We start from the raw sequence: 20,314 nt of genomic DNA on the forward strand, positions 1-20,314 counted from the left end.
GGGGATTATGTGCAGGGCATAAAAAGATATTTACAATTTGTTAAACCATATCGATGGCTTATCGCTATTACAATTATTATTGGACTAGTTAAGTTTGGTATCCCACTTATTATGCCGTGGTTATTAAAGTATATTATCGATGATGTAATTCAAGGCGGAGGTTCACTTCAAGATAAAACATCTCAATTAATAACAGCGATTGGAATTGCTTTTTTTATTTTTGCGGTATTAAGACCACCGATTGAATATTATCGTCAATATTTCGCGCAGCGTATCGCAAATACAATACTGTATGATTTGCGGAAGTATATTTTTGGTCACTTACAAAAATTAAGTTTACGTTATTACTCCAATACAAAAACAGGAGAGATTATTTCGCGTGTCATCCATGATGTAGAACAAACGAAGGATTTTGTAATTACTGGTTTGATGAACGTCTGGTTAGATACTGCAACAATTGCTATTGCCATCATTGTTATGTTTTCTATGAATATAAAATTAACATTTGTTGCGTTATTGATTTTACCTATTTATGTAATTGCAGTGAAATATTTTTTCGGACGTCTTCGGAAATTGACGAAAGAGCGTTCACAAGCGTTAGCGACGATGCAAGGGTATTTGCATGAACGTATTCAAGGAATGCAAGTGACACGTAGCTTTGCGTTAGAAGAGTATGAGGGGAAGCAGTTTGAAAAAAGAAATAATGAGTTTTTAACGAAAGCATTAACCCATACAAGTTGGACGGCGAGAACATTCTCGGCAGTAAATACGTTAACAGATTTAGGTCCATTACTTGTGATTGGTTTTGCAGCATATGAAGTAATTCAAGGGCAGTTAACGCTAGGGACGATGGTAGCTTTTGTTGGATATATGGATAGTTTATATAGTCCGCTTCGCCGCCTTGTTAATTCATCTACAACATTAACACAATCTTTTGCATCGATGGACCGTGTGTTTGAACTGTTAGATGAAAAATACGATATTGTTAATGTGCCAAATGCGGTACAAACGAAAAAATTAAATGGAGAAATTGTATTTGATAATGTTTCTTTTCGTTATAATGCAGATGAAAAAGAGATATTACACAACTTGTCATTAACTATGCAGCCTGGAGAGAAAGTAGCGCTTGTAGGAGCGAGTGGGGGAGGAAAGTCATCTCTTGCTAGTTTGATCCCGCGTTTCTATGATGTTTCTGAGGGAGCAGTTTATGTAGATGGGATAGATGTAAGAAAGTATAATATGAGAAATTTACGTAGTAATATTGGAATTGTACTGCAAGATAATTTATTGTTTAGCGATACAATTGGAGCAAATATATTATATGGAAATCCGAAAGCTACAGAGCAAGAAGTGATTGCAGCTGCCAAAGCTGCGCAAATTCATGATTTTATTATAGACTTACCAGAGGGTTATAATACTGTCGTTGGAGAACGTGGTGTAAAGCTATCGGGCGGGCAAAGACAACGTGTGGCAATTGCACGAGTGTTTCTAAAGAATCCGTCGGTACTTATATTGGATGAAGCAACTTCGGCATTGGATTTAGAAAATGAAAGGTATATTCAAGAGGCGCTTCAGACGTTAGCTGCTGACAGGACGACGATTATAATCGCACATCGATTAGCGACGATTACGCATGTTGATACGATTATTTACATTGAAGAAGGTGAGATTAAAGAGACTGGTTCTCATGAAGAGTTAATGCGAAAAAGAGGATTTTATTACAATTTATATCAACTTCAACATATAACAGAAACAGCTCCTTTAGCATAAAAGGAGCTGTTTTTTTATTCGTCTTCTTTTTTATCATCGATTTGGAGTTCTTTTTCTGGTTTATGGTATGTGTAGAAGCTATCTACAAGTAAATCTAAATGCTCTACTTCTTCACTATAGTTAATAATGGAAGAAATAAGAGGGAAGAGATGTAGCCATGTTTTATATGCTTCTTCATCGTCCTTATTTTGATATTCCATAAAGATATCAATTAATTCTTGTTTACCCGTTTCAACTTCATCAAGCATTTCAACTGATTGTTGTTTTTTTGCTTTACCAATAAATTTTAATAAAACTTGTTCATGATAATGCGTTAATGAGTCAAGTTCGTTTTGGATAGATTCCTGAAACTCTTCTGGCATGTAACGCAGTTCGTTTTCAGTACGGTGTAATGATTTTAACGTACTTAAAGCACGGCTTGTTGTCGCTAACATTTGTCTGAATAAAACGAGCTTACGAATTTTTGCGAACTTTACTTTTTTCGTGTAGCTTCTTTCTTCTTTATACAGCAAATAGTAATGGTTTAATTTGATCATTTTTTCTTTCATACGATCAATATCAGTTTTTAGCGTTGTAAAATCAGAAGCTTGCCTGCTATTCATTCGAATCCATTTTACAATTTCTTCTGTATTATCAACGATACGATGATAAAGTTTTGTTTCATATTTCGGCGGCATAAATACTAAATTTACAAGTGAAGCCGCAATAATACCAATCATAATCGTCGCAAAGCGAAGTAAGGCAAAACTAAAGAAATCTTCGCCTTGATACTCCATAATGGCGATAACTGTTACTAAAGCAATTGATATTGTGTTTTCTAATCGTAATTGCAGTGTAAGAGCAATTACTAATATACATGTTAATCCAATAATAAAAGGATTATGTCCAAAAGCAGTAGCAAATGCGATAGCAAATATCGCACCGATTACATTTGCTTGAATTTGTTCAAGTGCGGTTAAATAAGAACGGTATACAGACGGTTGAACAGCAAAGATAGCTGAAATTCCCGCAAATACCGGACTCGGTAATTGAAGTAAAATACAAGCAAATAAAGCTAACGTGATGGCAATACCCGTTTTTAAAATGCGAGCACCAAGTTTCATACCCTTAATAAGATCCTTTCTCTTGTCATAATGAATGTACAACATGATACTATACATTCATTACAATATGTTAGCAAGTGATATTTTAGTGACGTTAAAAGAAATTAGTATTCATTTTATCGCGCTAATTGTGAACAGTAAGATTCCCGCCTCTAAATTCAGTAGCTGGATGCCGGTAAACGCTCAATTGCTGTAGGCTAATTAAAGTTTCACTTTATAATTTTTCCTAATTTCTTTTAAACATCAGTTTTTAGTAAAAAGACCTGCTGAATTTCAGCAGGTCTCAAATTGTTACTATAGATTACTATGAGAAGTGTACTTCGTCAATTTTTTCTTAATAATGAAAATTACTCATGTTACTCTGTTGAGATAGATGGATCTGCCTGTTCTTTTTTCGGGATAATCTCAAAAAACTGGTTCTGTATATCATCTAATAATGGTGTTAACAAAGCAACTTCCTCATATTGCTCGTGCTCGTTTAGTACACGAATATAGTCTAGCAATAATTCAGTTACATCTTTCAAACCATTTTTACTAATTGGTTGTAATGTAACATTTGCGCCTTTTGCGATTCTTCTTTTTAAGGCTTGTTCTGTTAAGCCTAAGTTTGAATTACGACGCAAATAAACAACACCGCCAGTCATGCCAGCGCAAATCCATGGACCAGGGTCACCTAAAACAAGCGCTCGCCCATTTGTCATATATTCAAAAGCAAAACCTTTAATATTGGAGTATGCACCTATATTTCCTTGCTCTTTTTCACGGAGTGGTTTTGTTATTCTACCTCCGATTATCATGTCTGCCCCAGAAAGGCGAATGCCAGCGCGAGCATCAGCGTTCCCTTGTACGTATAGTGCCCCTTTTTGTGCGCCATATCCAAATCCTTTTCCGACAGAACCGTTATAATATACTCCGTCTTTTCCTTTTGATTTCGTTATATAAATCCCACCACCAAAGGAAGTTTTACCAATGCCATCTTGTGCGCCGCCATTTACGTGTATAAATAAATTTTCACTATTGTAAGCACCTAACCCATTTCCGGGAATAGAACCATTCGTATACTTTAATGTAAGTGGTTCAAGTTGAGTAGCTTCATATAGTTTACTGCGAACGCGATAACATGATTCTAGACCACCCATAACGCGTTGCTCTACACCAACGCCTACTAATTCTTTTGAGTCAGCGGAATGAACTGTTTTAAATTGTTTTTCCGGTACGCCTTCTGTTGTTGTAACAGATGGGTGTTCTATTATTTGTAGTAAATTACGTAAGTTTAATAAATTTTCGCCTCGAACTTGCTCTAATAAATCAGAACGCCCAACAATTGCTTGTAAATTTGTATACCCAAGCTGTCCTGTTAATCGTTTTAGTTCTATACCGAAAGTGGTGAATAAATTTAGCAGGCCAGCAACTGCGCTTTCTAATTCGCGCGGAACGAAGCGGCGTAACCCATGTTCTTTTGCTTGTGCTTCAGACTCAATTTGTGTCGCAATTCCGACATGGCAAGTATCTAGATGACACCCACGGCAAGTAGTACAGCCGATTGCAATCATTGATAGTGTGCCAAATCCAATACGATTTGCTCCGAGGAGCATGATTTTCAAGGCATCATTTACACTTCGAATACCACCATCTGCCCAAATCTCTACTTTATGTCTCATGCTTGCTTCTAATAAAGCGTTGTGAGCGGCTTTAACACCAATTTCTACAGGGAGACCTACATGCTGCAATGCGTGAATACGTGCAGCACCTGTTCCGCCATCGAATCCGCTAATGTTAATAAAATCAGCGCCAGCTTTGGCGATACCGACAGCAATTGTTCCGATATTAGGAACGACAGGGACTTTCACGGCTACTTTGGCAAGTTGATTAGCTGTTTTAATTTCTGTAATCATTTGAGCTAAATCTTCAATTGAATAAATATCATGGTTATTAGAAGGTGAAATTAAATCTGAGCCGATTGTCGCATTACGTGCTTCAGCTATTTTGGCTGTCACTTTTGAACCAGGTAAATGTCCACCTTCCCCAGGCTTTGCGCCTTGACCGATCTTGATTTCAATTAAGTTTGATGAGTTTAGTAGTTCGGCATTTACTCCAAATCGTCCAGATGCCACTTGTTGTCCACGTGTATGTGGGTATTTCCCAATCATATCTTTAATTTCGCCGCCTTCACCGTTCAAGCTAATCATATTTAGCTGATCGGCTGCTTCTGCATATGCGCGAAAGGCGATTTCGTTTTGAGAACCAAATGACATAGAACTAATAATAAATGGTAAATTATGATTTTGAATGCCGATAGATACTTCTTCAGTTGGAACGACATGTTTTGTTTGTTTCGTTTGAACAAGGTGTCTGATTGCGATTGGATTATTCTCTTCTAGTTCACTTAACTTGTCGCGGTAATCATCATAAGAATTTCCTTTTGCAACATCGCCAATTGCTTTCCAAATTCGCGGGAATATATGAAATGATTTTCGCATTCTAATTTTAGGATTGTTATAATCCTCTGCTCGTATTTTTGCATCTTCAGTAAGTGATTCAAGTGAAAAAGCTAAATCATTTGAACCGAAGAAATTTGTAATTTGTAATATATTTGCAATTTCCTCATGTAACCCAATAGATGAATAGAGACGTCCGTAACCACGTAACTCATGAATTCCAATTGTTGAAATGACTTTTTCTAGTCCTTTATTAAGCGCATTATACAGATTCGTAATTGGTATTTTTGTTCCATCATTTACAGTCGCGAATAATAAATATGGATTAATACTATCTGCTCCTAATCCATATAGCGTTACAATGTCATGTAAGGAGCGAAGGGCACCAGAACGTATAACGAGAGAACAATTGCGGCGTAATTTATTTTCACTTAATGCTTGATGTACTTTAGCGGTAACTAAATGTGGATCAATCCACAGGCGTTCATTTAGATGAGCTTTTGCGTCATCTAATACTAGTAGAGAAGCACCATTGTTAACAGCAGCTATCGCTTCAGAACTAATGCGGCTTAATGCACATTGCAGAGTTTCTGACGAGCTGAATGTAGCAGAGATTGTGGCGATAGAGTTATGAGTCATAAATAGCTCTATGAGTTGTTCATACGTAATTGTGTGTAATTCCTCTGCAATAGGTTGTGCCACGCTGCCTTCTAAAATAATTGGTGAAAGCATTTCAACTACAAATGGCCGTTTTGCGCCGCTTAATAAACTTGGACGCTCTCCAAGTACAGTACGTGTAGAGAAGTGTTCAATTTCACGGTCACGGTCAATTGCAGGGTTTGTAACAACAGCTACACTTTCTTTAATAAAGTCAGCGATATTTCGTCTATCAGTATCGAGTGCGGCAAGTGGTGAGTCATGCCCAAGTGAGCGTATTGGCTCAACGCCTTTTGTTGCCATCTGTTCAAGGAGCTGAATATGTTCTCGGTCCCATCCGAAAGCGACGTATTGTTTCGTTTCAACTTGAACAGAATCACATAGCCCTTGGATTTTTTTCGTTTCAGGGATAGATAAATTTAAATGGTAATTGGTAGTATCAATTCGCTTTTTAAAACGGTTATATACTTGGATTTGATATTTGTCATATTCATAAAGAACAAGTTCATCTTGTTCATTCCATTTTAATCCAACCTTTTCTCCAGGGGCGAGTGGTTTTGGTTCTGCTACATATTTAGTTGGTGATACAACTCCAGGTTCAGAAGAGAAAATATAAGAGCTCTCTGTCTCTACTTTCCATACTGGGCGTAATCCAAGGGAATCAACACTGAAAACAGCTTCATCTTTAAAACGGGAAATGATGCCAGCTGGTCCTTGTGCAAAATGTCCCCATGCTTCACGTATATACGTATATAAATCTTGTAAAGGTGTTTCATAAAGTTTAATTTCATTAATAATTGGAGGGAACAATATTTCCATTGCTTCAAATAAACTGTAGTCGTATTGAACAAGTAGAGTTTCTAAGGTGCGGTTTAAATCTTGAGAGTCACTGCCCCCAGCAGTAAGTGGTACATCAATCATTTCAGCTTGATCGCGTAATTTTGCGATTGTGTTAATTTCACCATTATGTCCGAGAATGCTAAATGGTTGTACACGAAAAAAATTAGATAATGTATTAGTAGAGTAGCGGTTATGTCCTAATGTCATAGTTGAAGCGATAAGTGGATGTTGTAAATCATTATAGTAGGCAACAAGTGTATCACCAGCACCTAGAACTTTATATACAACATGATCACGACTTAATGAAGCAACATGAATTGCTTCGTTTTCCTCTATTTTTATTGTGACAGAAAATAATGTTTGCTCAATATTTGTAATTTCGTTTTCTGCGATAAGGGCAACTTGCCAAAATAAAGGTTCTTCTTGTTTACCAAGTGGACCGAGTGCATCGGAGTTTGTTACATCATCACTTTCGAAAATGATTGTAAATTTTTTGTTGTTTAATTGCGTACGAATATAATCTTTTAAGATAGTAATGTTTTCTTTTTTATTTAGAAAAAAATGTCCAACGATAAAGTGGGGATGATCCACAATCGTTGGATTATATCCGCTACTTTTTAGTTTTTCATTCCAAAGCGCTTTTGGTACATCAATGTGAATGCCGATGCCATCGCCCTCACCATTAATGAAACCAGCTCTATGATTCATTTTGACGAGTGATTGAATACAAAGGTCAATGTTTTCTTTTGTAGCAATTTTTCGTTTCTCCATAACGGAAACGATTCCACACGCATCGTGTTCTGCATTTCTATAATCTCGAAATAAAGACGGTGTCCATGTATTTTTTGTATTGAGCATCCGTCAATCCCCCCTCTTGTAAAAGTTAGAATAATCTTACTATTTAAGGCGCAAATCACCTTGTACACAGAGATAGTAATGCTGTAAAAGAATATAAAACAGATAATTATGAATAATTATACTATTAATACGGGATTTATGAAATAGAAAAAAGGAAAAAAGAAAGGTGAGCTTTCTTTTTTCCTTTTAATGACGGGATTATTTATTGTCTGCTAGGGCAGCAAATGCTCTGCCGACAGCTTCGATTGTATATTCAATATCTTCTTTTGTATGTTCTGTCGTTAAGAACCATGCCTCGTATTTAGAAGGTGCTAAGTTAACTCCTTCTTGAAGCATAAGCTTGAAGAATTTACCGAACATTTCACCGTCTGTATCTTGTGCGGCATCGTAATCTTCAATTGTATTTGTTGTGAAGTATACAGTTAAAGCTCCTTTTAGACGGTTTAATGTAATGTCGATATTATGTTTCGTTGCTTGCTCTAAAATTCCTTTTTCAAGCATTGCACCAAGTTCATCTAATTTCTCATAAAGTCCTTCTTGTTGAAGCACTTCTAGACAAGCGATACCTGATGCCATAGAAGCAGGGTTTCCTGCCATTGTACCAGCTTGGTATGCAGGTCCAAGCGGAGCAACTTGTTCCATAATTTCTTTCTTACCACCGTAAGCACCGATCGGTAAACCGCCGCCAATAACTTTACCAAGCGCTGTTAAGTCAGGTGTCACACGAAGTAAGTCTTGAGCACCACCGTACATAAAGCGGAAAGCAGTAATAACTTCATCGTAAATTACTAGTGCGCCAGCTTCGTGAACAAGTTCATTCACTTTTTCAAGGAATCCTGGTTTAGGCTCTACAATACCGAAGTTTCCAACAATCGGTTCTACAAGGATAGCTGCTACTTCATGACCCCATTTATCTAACGCCTCTTTTAAAGTTTCTACATTATTAAATGGAACGGTAATAACTTCTTGTGCGATACTTTGTGGTACGCCAGCTGAGTCAGGAGTTCCTAAAGTAGAAGGACCAGATCCAGCTGCCACAAGTACTAAATCAGAATGACCGTGGTAACAACCAGCAAATTTCATGATTTTTGTGCGACCTGTATAAGCACGAGCAACACGAATCGTTGTCATCACTGCTTCTGTACCAGAGTTTACAAAACGGACTTTATCTAATGCAGGCATTGCTTCTTTTAACATTTTTGCGAATTTTACCTCTAGCGCTGTTGGTGTTCCGTAAAGTACCCCATTTTCAGCAGCTGTTGTAATTGCTTTTGTTATATGCGGATGAGCATGTCCAGTAATAATAGGACCGTATGCTGCTAAATAATCGATATATTTATTTCCGTCTACATCCCAGAAATAAGCGCCTTTCCCGCGTTCCATAGCAACAGGAGCGCCGCCGCCAACTGCTTTAAAAGAACGAGAAGGACTGTTAACACCGCCAACGATATGCTCTAAAGCTTCTTTATGTAATGCTTCTGACTTTGTGAAATTCACTACAATTCATCTCCTTACAAAAATCTATGTATTATTCTAACATGTTTTTTGAAAAGACGTATTGTTTGTGATAGCGAAGGCAGTTGGGTAAACTATTCGTTGTGACATTTAGGAGGGGGGTCCGATTATGAAATCGGTAATTGAGGTACAAGGGTTACGTAAAGAGTTTACAGCCTATTCAAGTCGTCCGGGCTTAAAGGGTGCATTTCGCGATTTATTAAATCGTAATTATAAAATAGTACCAGCAGTAAATGATGTATCTTTTACTGTAAAGCAAGGTGAAATGGTTGGTTATATCGGTGAGAACGGTGCTGGTAAATCAACAACAATTAAAATGCTTACGGGGATTTTAACTCCGACATCAGGGCAAATCACAGTAAATGGAATGAACCCACATAAACAAAGAGAAGAATTTGTAAGAACAATTGGTGTTGTTTTTGGACAGCGTTCGCAACTTTGGTGGGATATTGCAGTACAAGAATCGTTTCGTTTATTAAAGAAAGTGTATGGTGTATCAGACGCTCAGTATAAGGAGCATATGGAGCACGTAATTGAAACGTTAGATATAGGGCCTTTATTAGATAAACCAGTTCGAAAATTATCTCTCGGTCAAAGAATGCGTTGTGAATTAGCAGCAGCCTTAATTCATAATCCACCGTTATTATTTTTAGATGAGCCAACAATTGGGTTAGATGTACTTGTGAAATTGAAAATACGTGAATTTTTAAAAGAAATGAATGAACGTTATAAAACAACAATTTTATTAACTACTCATGATATTACGGATATTGAAGCTTTATGTGAGCGTGTTATCATGCTGGATGAAGGAAATATTATGTATGACGGTTCTTTAAATAATCTTCGTACGCAGTGGGGAGCAGAGAAGGAAATACACTTTCAGTTTGTTGCACCAGTTTCCTATCAGGCTTTATCAATGGTTATGCCAGATAATCATGTCGTTTGGTCGAAAGCAAAAGAGGAAAATGCATGGGTTGCAAAAATTCCGAATGAAGAAGTTATTATTTCAATGCTTATTTCTAAAGTAGTACAAGCCTTTCAAATTAAAGATTTAAAAATTAACGAAGTGTCTACAGAGGAAATTATTCGTAACATTTATGAAGAAGGTATTACGCATGGGTAAGTATATTGAAATGATTCGAATTCGCTTTTTAATGATGCTTGCGTATCGTACAAATTACTATAGTGGGATTTTAATTTATACGATTAATATCGGTGCTTACTATTTTTTATGGCAAGCAATTTATAGCGGAAAAGAGAATATTGAAAGTTTATCTATTTCGCAAATGACCACGTATATCGCAATCGCGTGGATGGCACGTGCGTTTTATTTTAATAATATAGATAGGGAAATTGCGATGGAGATTCAAGAAGGACGTGTGGCTGTAGAATTAATTCGTCCGTATAACTATTTGGGAATGAAAGTTATGCAAGGTCTTGGCGAGGGGATATTCCGTTTTGCCTTCTTTTCCATTCCAGGCATGGTTATCGTTACGTTATTATTTTCGTTGCAAATTACAACGAATTTTCAAACTTGGTTATATTTCTTCTTATCCTTAATATTTAGTTTTATTATTAATACACAAATTAATTTAATGACGGGAATGCTTACGTTTTTCTTATTTAATAATAGTGGAATTATGTATGCAAAACGCGTTGTTATTGATTTATTTTCAGGTCTATTATTACCAATTAGTTTTTATCCGTTATGGGCCCAAAAAGCAATGATGTTTTTACCGTTTCAGGCTATTAGTTATATTCCAAGTATGATTTTTTCTGAAGGTATACAGGGGAGTAAGTTGTATGAGGCTTTAGTATTTCAAGTGATTTGGGCAATTGTACTTATTATTCCAATTGTACTCATGTGGAGAACGGCGAGAAAACGTCTAATTGTACAAGGGGGATGATGAGATGCTATATATAAACTTATTTTTACAATATGCAAGTCAATATATAAAAACGAAATTGGAGTATCGAGGCGATTTTATCGTTGGTTTACTTTCTGATTTATCGCTTCAAGCAGTTAATTTAATATTTATTCTCGTTGTATTTGGGCATACACAAGCATTGAAGGGATGGAGTCGAGAAGAGGTAATCTTTATTTATGGTTTCTTTTTAGTACCATTTGCCATCTTTTCAGCTTTCTTTAATATATGGGATTTTAATGATCGATACATTATTAAAGGGGAGATGGATCGTGTATTAACGCGACCGATCCATAGCCTATTTCAAATTATATTAGAAAGAATGGAACTTGAATCTTTAATTGGAGCCATTACAGGGATTGTTGTAATGGGATATGCAGCTGTGGAGTTACAATTATCTTTTTACTGGTATGATTTCTTCTTATTTATATTGATGGTAGGAGGAGGGGCACTTGTATATGGAGGGATATTTGTTACGCTTGCGAGCCTTGGTTTTTGGTCGGATGCGAAAAGTTCAATTATGCCCCTTATGTATAACATAGGTAATTACGGGCGCTATCCTGTTAATATTTATAATCGTGTAATTCGTTTCATTTTAACGTTTGTTTTACCGTTCGCGTTTGTTGGAGTATATCCAGCAGCGTACTTTTTAAGAAAAACAGAATGGAATAGTTATGCATTCGCGACGCCACTTGTTGGTGTTATCTGTTTTACAATTGCAATCAACCTCTGGAACCAAGGAGTAAAAAGATACCGTGGCGCGGGTAATTAATTATAGAAGCTTGTTCGTTTCTAAGGGATAAATCAGTCCTCCACCTCATACATATAAAATGAGGTGGAGGACATGTTATGGGGATTTATTCTATTAATTGCAGCAATTGCTATTTTGAAAAGTGTCCAATTATTATGGAGTTCCTATTCAGATTCAACGCGTTTTTTTTCGCTGTATAATTTGGCCACATTATTTTTGATCTATACAACAGTACTGATCGCGTTTGGATTAAGTTACGTTGTATTAGAGGAAATGGGTTTCGCAGTTTTGAAAGAGGACGGAGAAAGTTTGAACGCTCATTCTTTTCAACTCGTTGAAGTTTGTTTATATTTTAGCGCAGTTACTTTATTGTCTGTTGGATATGGTGACATATCTCCGATTGGAATTGGGCGGTGGATTGCAATTGCAGAAGCGCTAATTGGATATACACTCCCTTTTGCTTTTGTGATGAGGTCTGTAATAGACAATGAAAAATAAGGAAGCATTTGTTATAGTAAAGGAAAAGAGTAGGAGTGATAACAATGATTACAGTAGGAGAAATGGCACCAGAATTCACATTAGAGGGAAGTAACCGAGAAGAAGTTAGCCTAGCTGATTTTCGCGGTAAAAATGTAGTTCTCTATTTTTACCCGAAAGATATGACGCCAGGATGTACAACTGAAGCATGTGATTTTCGTGATGCGTATGGAGTATTTCAAGAGAAGGATACGGTTATTCTTGGAGTAAGTCCTGATTCAGCGAATAGACATTTGAAATTCATTGAGAAACATGAATTGCCATTTACACTTTTAGTAGATGAAGATCATAAAGTAGCAGAGTTATACGATGTTTGGAAGTTAAAAAAGAACTTTGGGAAAGAGTATATGGGAATCGAGCGTTCTACATTCCTTATTAATAAAGACGGTGAACTTGTAAAAGAGTGGCGTAAAGTGAAAGTGAAAGGACATATTGAGGATGTTCTTTCTTATATAAAATAAATCTACGTTGGAGATAAAATATGCAGAAACAAGGCAAGTGTCTATACATATTTTACTGCCTTACATAAAGTGGAAGTGTAGGGCATACCTCCTCAGATGATAGTATTCCAAGTGCGATTATGTCGCACTTTTTTCTATGTAATATATGAAGAAAAAGGGAAAGATACATAAAAACAAGTCCTGAATATAAAAATAAACCACATACTTATAGTAGAAATATTGACGATTTATAAGAAAAGGAGTACACTCTTTATAAGAATTATAAAATAATAATCCGTATAGAATCGGGGTGCATGACGGTGGTCAAAGAAGAATTAAAAGAAGCGCTAGAAATGCTGAAAAATACGGGTGTACGCATTACTCCACAGCGTCATGCTATTTTAGAGTACCTTGTGGAATCAATGACGCACCCAACAGCGGATGATATTTATAAAGCATTAGAAGGTAAGTTTCCAAATATGAGTGTTGCAACTGTCTATAATAACTTACGTGTGTTTAAAGAGGTTGGACTTGTAAAGGAATTAACTTATGGAGACGCTTCAAGTAGATTTGATTATGTTACAAGTCAACATTATCATGTGATTTGCGAAAAATGTGGTAAGATTGTTGATTTTCCTTATGGAGGCTTGGAAAAGCTGGAAGAGGAAGCTGCGAAAACGACAGGCTTCGTTATCAATAGTCATCGCTTAGAAATTTATGGCGTTTGTCCAGAGTGTCATAAGGCGTAATATATAATAAAGAAAGAGGCTGACGGCTATACGTCAGCCTCTTTCTTTATTATATAAGGATTAGCGTGAGGTTAATCGGGATTTACAGTGCTAAGTTAGTAAGAAGGGTTAGATAAAAGTTTGTCGAATTTACTTTGTATTGGTGGAAATGAATTCTTGGAGGGGACATTTTGAAGAAATATGAGATTAAAAGTGACATTCCAACATTGGAAGAATATAAATATTTATGTGATTCTGTGGGATGGACTAATTATATGAACTTTGAGGTGGTGGAAATATCACTTCAAAATTCGATTTACTGTATAACAGTCAAGGATAATAATCAAATTATCGGCATGGGCAGAATTGTTGGTGATGGGGCTATCTATTTCTATATTCAAGATATAGTGGTTCATCCAGAGTATCAAAAGAATGGTATTGGAAAGAAAATAATGAATACTTTAGTAGAATACTTAAATCAGAATGCTCCAGATAAAGCATTCATTGGTTTGTTTGCGTCGCAAGGTAAAACGTCATTCTACGAAAAATATGATTTTAAAGATTATTCGCCTAACATGACAGGGATGTTTACTGTTATTTCGAAAAAATAGGTGTAATAAATTTAATAAAACAATTAAAAAGTTGATTTCTTAATAAATCAACTTTTTAATGAGTTGAAACGTTTGTAGTGTTGCAAACTCGTATTTCCCTTGATACTTATGATTTATAACTCTTCTTATTATACTTTTCATCAAATTCTTTTCCTTCTAGATCTCGATCTAGTGTTAAAGGTTGATTGCAGTGCATACATGCATCGACACGGCCGAGCATTTTTGTTGGCTTATCACAGCTTGGACAAATAATTTGGATAGTCTTAGTAGATAACATACCAATCCAAAAGTAAACGACAGTGCTAGCGATAACAGCTAAAAAGCCAACCATCATAAACGTTGTCATAACAATAATGTTTTCGCGGAAAAAGACACCTAAGTATGCAATGAAGAGGCCGATAAATACTAAACTTAATGCAAAGGTCCGGATTTTATTGATTTTGTTTGAATACTTAATGCTCATTCTCACCACACTCCTATAATAATAATATAACATAAAATTTAGAATTTTCACTCTCGTGTAAATTGATAAAGAGATAAGATATAAAATGGATAGGAGCCATGAAGAATGAATGGGTGCTATAATGATTTTTAAGTTTTTAACGGGATGTGAAATTTTTTTGTAAAAAGTATTGACCCTGTATATACTGCATGATATATTAATAACCGTCGCTGATGCGGAAACGCAGAAAACGACAAAAAAAGAAATTAAAAAACTTAGTTGACATTGAAAAATGAAGATGTTAACATAAGGAAGTCGCAAATGAGCGACCAAGTAGTTCTTTGAAAACTGAACGAAACAAACAACGTGAAACGTCAATTTTTATTTTTAGATGCTAGACAAACTAACTTTATTGGAGAGTTTGATCCTGGCTCAGGATGAACGCTGGCGGCGTGCCTAATACATGCAAGTCGAGCGAATGGATTGAGAGCTTGCTCTCAAGAAGTTAGCGGCGGACGGGTGAGTAACACGTGGGTAACCTGCCCATAAGACTGGGATAACTCCGGGAAACCGGGGCTAATACCGGATAACATTTTGAACCGCATGGTTCGAAATTGAAAGGCGGCTTCGGCTGTCACTTATGGATGGACCCGCGTCGCATTAGCTAGTTGGTGAGGTAACGGCTCACCAAGGCAACGATGCGTAGCCGACCTGAGAGGGTGATCGGCCACACTGGGACTGAGACACGGCCCAGACTCCTACGGGAGGCAGCAGTAGGGAATCTTCCGCAATGGACGAAAGTCTGACGGAGCAACGCCGCGTGAGTGATGAAGGCTTTCGGGTCGTAAAACTCTGTTGTTAGGGAAGAACAAGTGCTAGTTGAATAAGCTGGCACCTTGACGGTACCTAACCAGAAAGCCACGGCTAACTACGTGCCAGCAGCCGCGGTAATACGTAGGTGGCAAGCGTTATCCGGAATTATTGGGCGTAAAGCGCGCGCAGGTGGTTTCTTAAGTCTGATGTGAAAGCCCACGGCTCAACCGTGGAGGGTCATTGGAAACTGGGAGACTTGAGTGCAGAAGAGGAAAGTGGAATTCCATGTGTAGCGGTGAAATGCGTAGAGATATGGAGGAACACCAGTGGCGAAGGCGACTTTCTGGTCTGTAACTGACACTGAGGCGCGAAAGCGTGGGGAGCAAACAGGATTAGATACCCTGGTAGTCCACGCCGTAAACGATGAGTGCTAAGTGTTAGAGGGTTTCCGCCCTTTAGTGCTGAAGTTAACGCATTAAGCACTCCGCCTGGGGAGTACGGCCGCAAGGCTGAAACTCAAAGGAATTGACGGGGGCCCGCACAAGCGGTGGAGCATGTGGTTTAATTCGAAGCAACGCGAAGAACCTTACCAGGTCTTGACATCCTCTGAAAACCCTAGAGATAGGGCTTCTCCTTCGGGAGCAGAGTGACAGGTGGTGCATGGTTGTCGTCAGCTCGTGTCGTGAGATGTTGGGTTAAGTCCCGCAACGAGCGCAACCCTTGATCTTAGTTGCCATCATTAAGTTGGGCACTCTAAGGTGACTGCCGGTGACAAACCGGAGGAAGGTGGGGATGACGTCAAATCATCATGCCCCTTATGACCTGGGCTACACACGTGCTACAATGGACGGTACAAAGAGCTGCAAGACCGCGAGGTGGAGCTAATCTCATAAAACCGTTCTCAGTTCGGATTGTAGGCTGCAACTCGCCTACATGAAGCTGGAATCGCTAGTAATCGCGGATCAGCATGCCGCGGTGAATACGTTCCCGGGCCTTGTACACACCGCCCGTCACACCACGAGAGTTTGTAACACCCGAAGTCGGTGGGGTAACCTTTTTGGAGCCAGCCGCCTAAGGTGGGACAGATGATTGGGGTGAAGTCGTAACAAGGTAGCCGTATCGGAAGGTGCGGCTGGATCACCTCCTTTCTATGGAGAATTGATGAACGCTGTTCATCAATATAAGTTTCCGTGTTTCGTTTTGTTCAGTTTTGAGAGAACTATCTCTCATATATAAATGTATGTTCTTTGAAAACTAGATAACAGTGTAGCTCATATTTTTTAATTTTTAGTTTGGTTAAGTTAGAAAGGGCGCACGGTGGATGCCTTGACACTAGGAGTCGATGAAGGACGGGACTAACGCCGATATGCTTCGGGGAGCTGTAAGTAAGCTTTGATCCGAAGATTTCCGAATGGGGAAACCCACTATACGTAATGGTATGGTATCCTTACCTGAATACATAGGGTATGGAAGACAGACCCAGGGAACTGAAACATCTAAGTACCTGGAGGAAGAGAAAGCAAATGCGATTTCCTGAGTAGCGGCGAGCGAAACGGAACATAGCCCAAACCAAGAGGCTTGCCTCTTGGGGTTGTAGGACATTCTATACGGAGTTACAAAGGAACGAGGTAGACGAAGCGACCTGGAAAGGTCCGTCGTAGAGGGTAACAACCCCGTAGTCGAAACTTCGTTCTCTCTTGAATGTATCCTGAGTACGGCGGAACACGTGAAATTCCGTCGGAATCTGGGAGCACCATCTCCCAAGGCTAAATACTCCCTAGTGATCGATAGTGAACCAGTACCGTGAGGGAAAGGTGAAAAGCACCCCGGAAGGGGAGTGAAAGAGATCCTGAAACCGTGTGCCTACAAATAGTCAGAGCCCGTTAATGGGTGATGGCGTGCCTTTTGTAGAATGAACCGGCGAGTTACGATCCCGTGCAAGGTTAAGCTGAAGAGGCGGAGCCGCAGCGAAAGCGAGTCTGAATAGGGCGTTTAGTACGTGGTCGTAGACCCGAAACCAGGTGATCTACCCATGTCCAGGGTGAAGTTCAGGTAACACTGAATGGAGGCCCGAACCCACGCACGTTGAAAAGTGCGGGGATGAGGTGTGGGTAGCGGAGAAATTCCAATCGAACCTGGAGATAGCTGGTTCTCCCCGAAATAGCTTTAGGGCTAGCCTTAAGTGTAAGAGTCTTGGAGGTAGAGCACTGATTGAACTAGGGGGCCCTCATCGGATTACCGAATTCAGTCAAACTCCGAATGCCAATGACTTATCCTTAGGAGTCAGACTGCGAGTGATAAGATCCGTAGTCAAGAGGGAAACAGCCCAGATCGCCAGCTAAGGCCCCAAAGTGTGTATTAAGTGGAAAAGGATGTGGAGTTGCTTAGACAACTAGGATGTTGGCTTAGAAGCAGCCACCATTTAAAGAGTGCGTAATAGCTCACTAGTCGAGTGACTCTGCGCCGAAAATGTACCGGGGCTAAATACACCACCGAAGCTGCGAATTGATACCAATGGTATCAGTGGTAGGGGAGCGTTCTAAGTGCAGTGAAGTCAGACCGGAAGGACTGGTGGAGCGCTTAGAAGTGAGAATGCCGGTATGAGTAGCGAAAGACGGGTGAGAATCCCGTCCACCGAATGCCTAAGGTTTCCTGAGGAAGGCTCGTCCGCTCAGGGTTAGTCAGGGCCTAAGCCGAGGCCGACAGGCGTAGGCGATGGACAACAGGTTGATATTCCTGTACCACCTCTTTATCGTTTGAGCAATGGAGGGACGCAGAAGGATAGAAGAAGCGTGCGATTGGTTGTGCACGTCCAAGCAGTTAGGCTGATAAGTAGGCAAATCCGCTTATCGTGAAGGCTGAGCTGTGATGGGGAAGCTCCTTATGGAGCGAAGTCTTTGATTCCCCGCTGCCAAGAAAAGCTTCTAGCGAGATAAAAGGTGCCTGTACCGCAAACCGACACAGGTAGGCGAGGAGAGAATCCTAAGGTGTGCGAGAGAACTCTGGTTAAGGAACTCGGCAAAATGACCCCGTAACTTCGGGAGAAGGGGTGCTTTCTTAACGGAAAGCCGCAGTGAATAGGCCCAAGCGACTGTTTAGCAAAAACACAGCTCTCTGCGAAGCCGTAAGGCGAAGTATAGGGGGTGACACCTGCCCGGTGCTGGAAGGTTAAGGAGAGGGGTTAGCGTAAGCGAAGCTCTGAACTGAAGCCCCAGTAAACGGCGGCCGTAACTATAACGGTCCTAAGGTAGCGAAATTCCTTGTCGGGTAAGTTCCGACCCGCACGAAAGGTGTAACGATTTGGGCACTGTCTCAACCAGAGACTCGGTGAAATTATAGTACCTGTGAAGATGCAGGTTACCCGCGACAGGACGGAAAGACCCCGTGGAGCTTTACTGTAGCCTGATATTGAATTTTGGTACAGTTTGTACAGGATAGGCGGGAGCCATTGAAACCGGAGCGCTAGCTTCGGTGGAGGCGCTGGTGGGATACCGCCCTGACTGTATTGAAATTCTAACCTACGGGTCTTATCGACCCGGGAGACAGTGTCAGGTGGGCAGTTTGACTGGGGCGGTCGCCTCCTAAAGTGTAACGGAGGCGCCCAAAGGTTCCCTCAGAATGGTTGGAAATCATTCGTAGAGTGCAAAGGCATAAGGGAGCTTGACTGCGAGACCTACAAGTCGAGCAGGGACGAAAGTCGGGCTTAGTGATCCGGTGGTTCCGCATGGAAGGGCCATCGCTCAACGGATAAAAGCTACCCCGGGGATAACAGGCTTATCTCCCCCAAGAGTCCACATCGACGGGGAGGTTTGGCACCTCGATGTCGGCTCATCGCATCCTGGGGCTGTAGTCGGTCCAAGGGTTGGGCTGTTCGCCCATTAAAGCGGTACGCGAGCTGGGTTCAGAACGTCGTGAGACAGTTCGGTCCCTATCCGTCGTGGGCGTAGGAAATTTGAGAGGAGCTGTCCTTAGTACGAGAGGACCGGGATGGACGCACCGCTGGTGTACCAGTTGTTCTGCCAAGGGCATAGCTGGGTAGCTATGTGCGGAAGGGATAAGTGCTGAAAGCATCTAAGCATGAAGCCCCCTCAAGATGAGATTTCCCATAGCGTAAGCTAGTAAGATCCCTGAAAGATGATCAGGTTGATAGGTTCGAGGTGGAAGCATGGTGACATGTGGAGCTGACGAATACTAATAGATCGAGGACTTAACCATATAATATGTAGCAAATGTTATCTAGTTTTGAGAGAATATAAAAAACTTGTTGACTTTTAAAGTAAATAAGTTATAATAATGATTGTCTCAAAAGAATAATGTCTGGTAATGATGGCAGAGAGGTCACACCCGTTCCCATACCGAACACGGAAGTTAAGCTCTCTAGCGCCGATGGTAGTTGGGACCTTGTCCCTGTGAGAGTAGGACGTTGCCAGGCAATATTATTCCGCAGTAGCTCAGCGGTAGAGCTATCGGCTGTTAACCGATCGGTCGTAGGTTCGATTCCTACCTGCGGAGCCATTGGAGAGCTGTCCGAGTTGGCCGAAGGAGCACGATTGGAAATCGTGTATACGTCACAAGCGTATCAAGGGTTCGAATCCCTTGCTCTCCGCCATAGGATTTATAATATTTGGCCCGTTGGTCAAGTGGTTAAGACACCGCCCTTTCACGGCGGTAACACGGGTTCGAATCCCGTACGGGTCACCACTTTGGAGGATTAGCTCAGCTGGGAGAGCACCTGCCTTACAAGCAGGGGGTCGGCGGTTCGATCCCGTCATCCTCCACCATATAAATTTTATATGAATAGTATTATCGCGGGGTGGAGCAGCACGGTAGCTCGTCGGGCTCATAACCCGAAGGTCGCAGGTTCAAATCCTGTCCCCGCAACCAAA

General features: G+C 40.0%; 12 protein-coding genes, 5 tRNA genes and 3 rRNA genes. 16 read left to right on the top strand and 4 right to left on the bottom strand.

Annotated features, from left to right (window positions below):
• Positions 1 to 9 precede the first annotated feature (9 nt).
• Positions 10 to 1,770, top strand: coding sequence for an ABC transporter ATP-binding protein (locus tag N2V79_RS02580; protein WP_071730636.1), 1,761 nt, complete (start codon positions 10 to 12; stop codon positions 1,768 to 1,770).
• Positions 1,771 to 1,784: 14 nt separating this feature from the next.
• On the opposite strand, the gene N2V79_RS02585 is transcribed toward N2V79_RS02580, so the two are convergent.
• The 3 genes from N2V79_RS02585 to hemL form a co-directional block, all read right to left on the bottom strand.
• Positions 1,785 to 2,873 (bottom strand): aromatic acid exporter family protein, encoded by a 1,089-nt coding sequence (locus tag N2V79_RS02585; RefSeq protein WP_000765787.1) that lies wholly within the window; start codon positions 2,871 to 2,873, stop codon positions 1,785 to 1,787.
• A 356-nt stretch (positions 2,874 to 3,229) separates the two neighbouring features.
• Positions 3,230 to 7,666 carry a glutamate synthase-related protein gene (locus tag N2V79_RS02590; protein ID WP_075718495.1) on the bottom strand — a complete coding sequence of 1,479 codons (4,437 nt, stop codon included), beginning with the start codon at positions 7,664 to 7,666 and terminating at the stop codon, positions 3,230 to 3,232.
• Positions 7,667 to 7,864: 198 nt separating this feature from the next.
• Positions 7,865 to 9,163, bottom strand: coding sequence for a glutamate-1-semialdehyde-2,1-aminomutase (gene hemL / locus N2V79_RS02595; RefSeq protein ID WP_142238934.1), 1,299 nt, complete (start codon positions 9,161 to 9,163; stop codon positions 7,865 to 7,867).
• 127 nt (positions 9,164 to 9,290) lie between these two features.
• Here hemL and N2V79_RS02600 point away from each other — a divergent pair, with 127 nt between their 5' ends.
• The 7 genes from N2V79_RS02600 to N2V79_RS02630 all read left to right on the top strand — a co-directional run bounded on the left by N2V79_RS02600 (position 9,291) and on the right by N2V79_RS02630 (position 14,173).
• Positions 9,291 to 10,304 (top strand): ABC transporter ATP-binding protein, encoded by a 1,014-nt coding sequence (locus N2V79_RS02600; RefSeq protein WP_000843655.1) that lies wholly within the window; start codon positions 9,291 to 9,293, stop codon positions 10,302 to 10,304.
• Positions 10,297 to 11,088 (top strand): ABC transporter permease, encoded by a 792-nt coding sequence (locus N2V79_RS02605; protein WP_000521519.1) that lies wholly within the window; start codon positions 10,297 to 10,299, stop codon positions 11,086 to 11,088. The genes N2V79_RS02600 and N2V79_RS02605 overlap by 8 nt, the downstream gene beginning before the upstream one ends.
• A 4-nt stretch (positions 11,089 to 11,092) precedes the next feature.
• A complete protein-coding gene (locus N2V79_RS02610) occupies positions 11,093 to 11,878 on the top strand; it encodes an ABC transporter permease (RefSeq protein WP_000965774.1) in 786 nt (261 codons plus the stop codon).
• Between the two features lie 72 nt (positions 11,879 to 11,950).
• Positions 11,951 to 12,355 (top strand): potassium channel family protein, encoded by a 405-nt coding sequence (locus N2V79_RS02615; protein ID WP_000964343.1) that lies wholly within the window; start codon positions 11,951 to 11,953, stop codon positions 12,353 to 12,355.
• Positions 12,356 to 12,399: 44 nt separating this feature from the next.
• Positions 12,400 to 12,855, top strand: coding sequence for a thioredoxin-dependent thiol peroxidase (gene bcp, locus N2V79_RS02620; RefSeq protein WP_340719547.1), 456 nt, complete (start codon positions 12,400 to 12,402; stop codon positions 12,853 to 12,855).
• Positions 12,856 to 13,154: 299 nt separating this feature from the next.
• A complete protein-coding gene (gene perR, locus N2V79_RS02625; RefSeq protein WP_000237829.1) occupies positions 13,155 to 13,583 on the top strand; it encodes a peroxide-responsive transcriptional repressor PerR in 429 nt (142 codons plus the stop codon).
• A gap of 170 nt (positions 13,584 to 13,753) precedes the next feature.
• Positions 13,754 to 14,173 carry a GNAT family N-acetyltransferase gene (locus N2V79_RS02630; RefSeq protein WP_000759744.1) on the top strand — a complete coding sequence of 140 codons (420 nt, stop codon included), beginning with the start codon at positions 13,754 to 13,756 and terminating at the stop codon, positions 14,171 to 14,173.
• A gap of 106 nt (positions 14,174 to 14,279) precedes the next feature.
• Here the strand turns inward: N2V79_RS02630 and N2V79_RS02635 are convergent, their stop codons facing one another.
• Positions 14,280 to 14,636, bottom strand: a complete 357-nt coding sequence (locus tag N2V79_RS02635) for a YgzB family protein (protein ID WP_000025067.1) — start codon at positions 14,634 to 14,636, stop codon at positions 14,280 to 14,282.
• 388 nt (positions 14,637 to 15,024) lie between these two features.
• Between N2V79_RS02635 and N2V79_RS02640 the strand changes: the two genes are divergently transcribed.
• The 8 genes from N2V79_RS02640 to N2V79_RS02675 all read left to right on the top strand — a co-directional run bounded on the left by N2V79_RS02640 (position 15,025) and on the right by N2V79_RS02675 (position 20,312).
• A 16S ribosomal RNA gene (locus N2V79_RS02640) occupies positions 15,025 to 16,576 on the top strand.
• Between the two features lie 146 nt (positions 16,577 to 16,722).
• Positions 16,723 to 19,643: ribosomal RNA gene (locus N2V79_RS02645) — 23S ribosomal RNA — on the top strand.
• A gap of 101 nt (positions 19,644 to 19,744) precedes the next feature.
• Positions 19,745 to 19,860: ribosomal RNA gene (rrf, locus tag N2V79_RS02650) — 5S ribosomal RNA — on the top strand.
• The 16S, 23S and 5S rRNA genes sit together here with 5 tRNA genes alongside, the layout of an rRNA operon.
• Positions 19,861 to 19,868: 8 nt before the next feature.
• Positions 19,869 to 19,943, top strand: a tRNA-Asn gene (locus N2V79_RS02655).
• A gap of 2 nt (positions 19,944 to 19,945) precedes the next feature.
• A tRNA-Ser gene (locus N2V79_RS02660) sits at positions 19,946 to 20,037 on the top strand.
• 17 nt (positions 20,038 to 20,054) lie between these two features.
• Positions 20,055 to 20,129, top strand: a tRNA-Glu gene (locus N2V79_RS02665).
• A 4-nt stretch (positions 20,130 to 20,133) separates the two neighbouring features.
• Positions 20,134 to 20,209: transfer RNA gene (locus N2V79_RS02670), tRNA-Val, on the top strand.
• A 26-nt stretch (positions 20,210 to 20,235) separates the two neighbouring features.
• A tRNA-Met gene (locus N2V79_RS02675) sits at positions 20,236 to 20,312 on the top strand.
• The last annotated feature ends 2 nt before the right edge of the window (positions 20,313 to 20,314 follow it).

The organism is Bacillus sp. CH_70 (assembly GCF_038007045.1).
Classification (GTDB): Bacteria; Bacillota; Bacilli; order Bacillales; family Bacillaceae_G; genus Bacillus_A; species Bacillus_A cereus.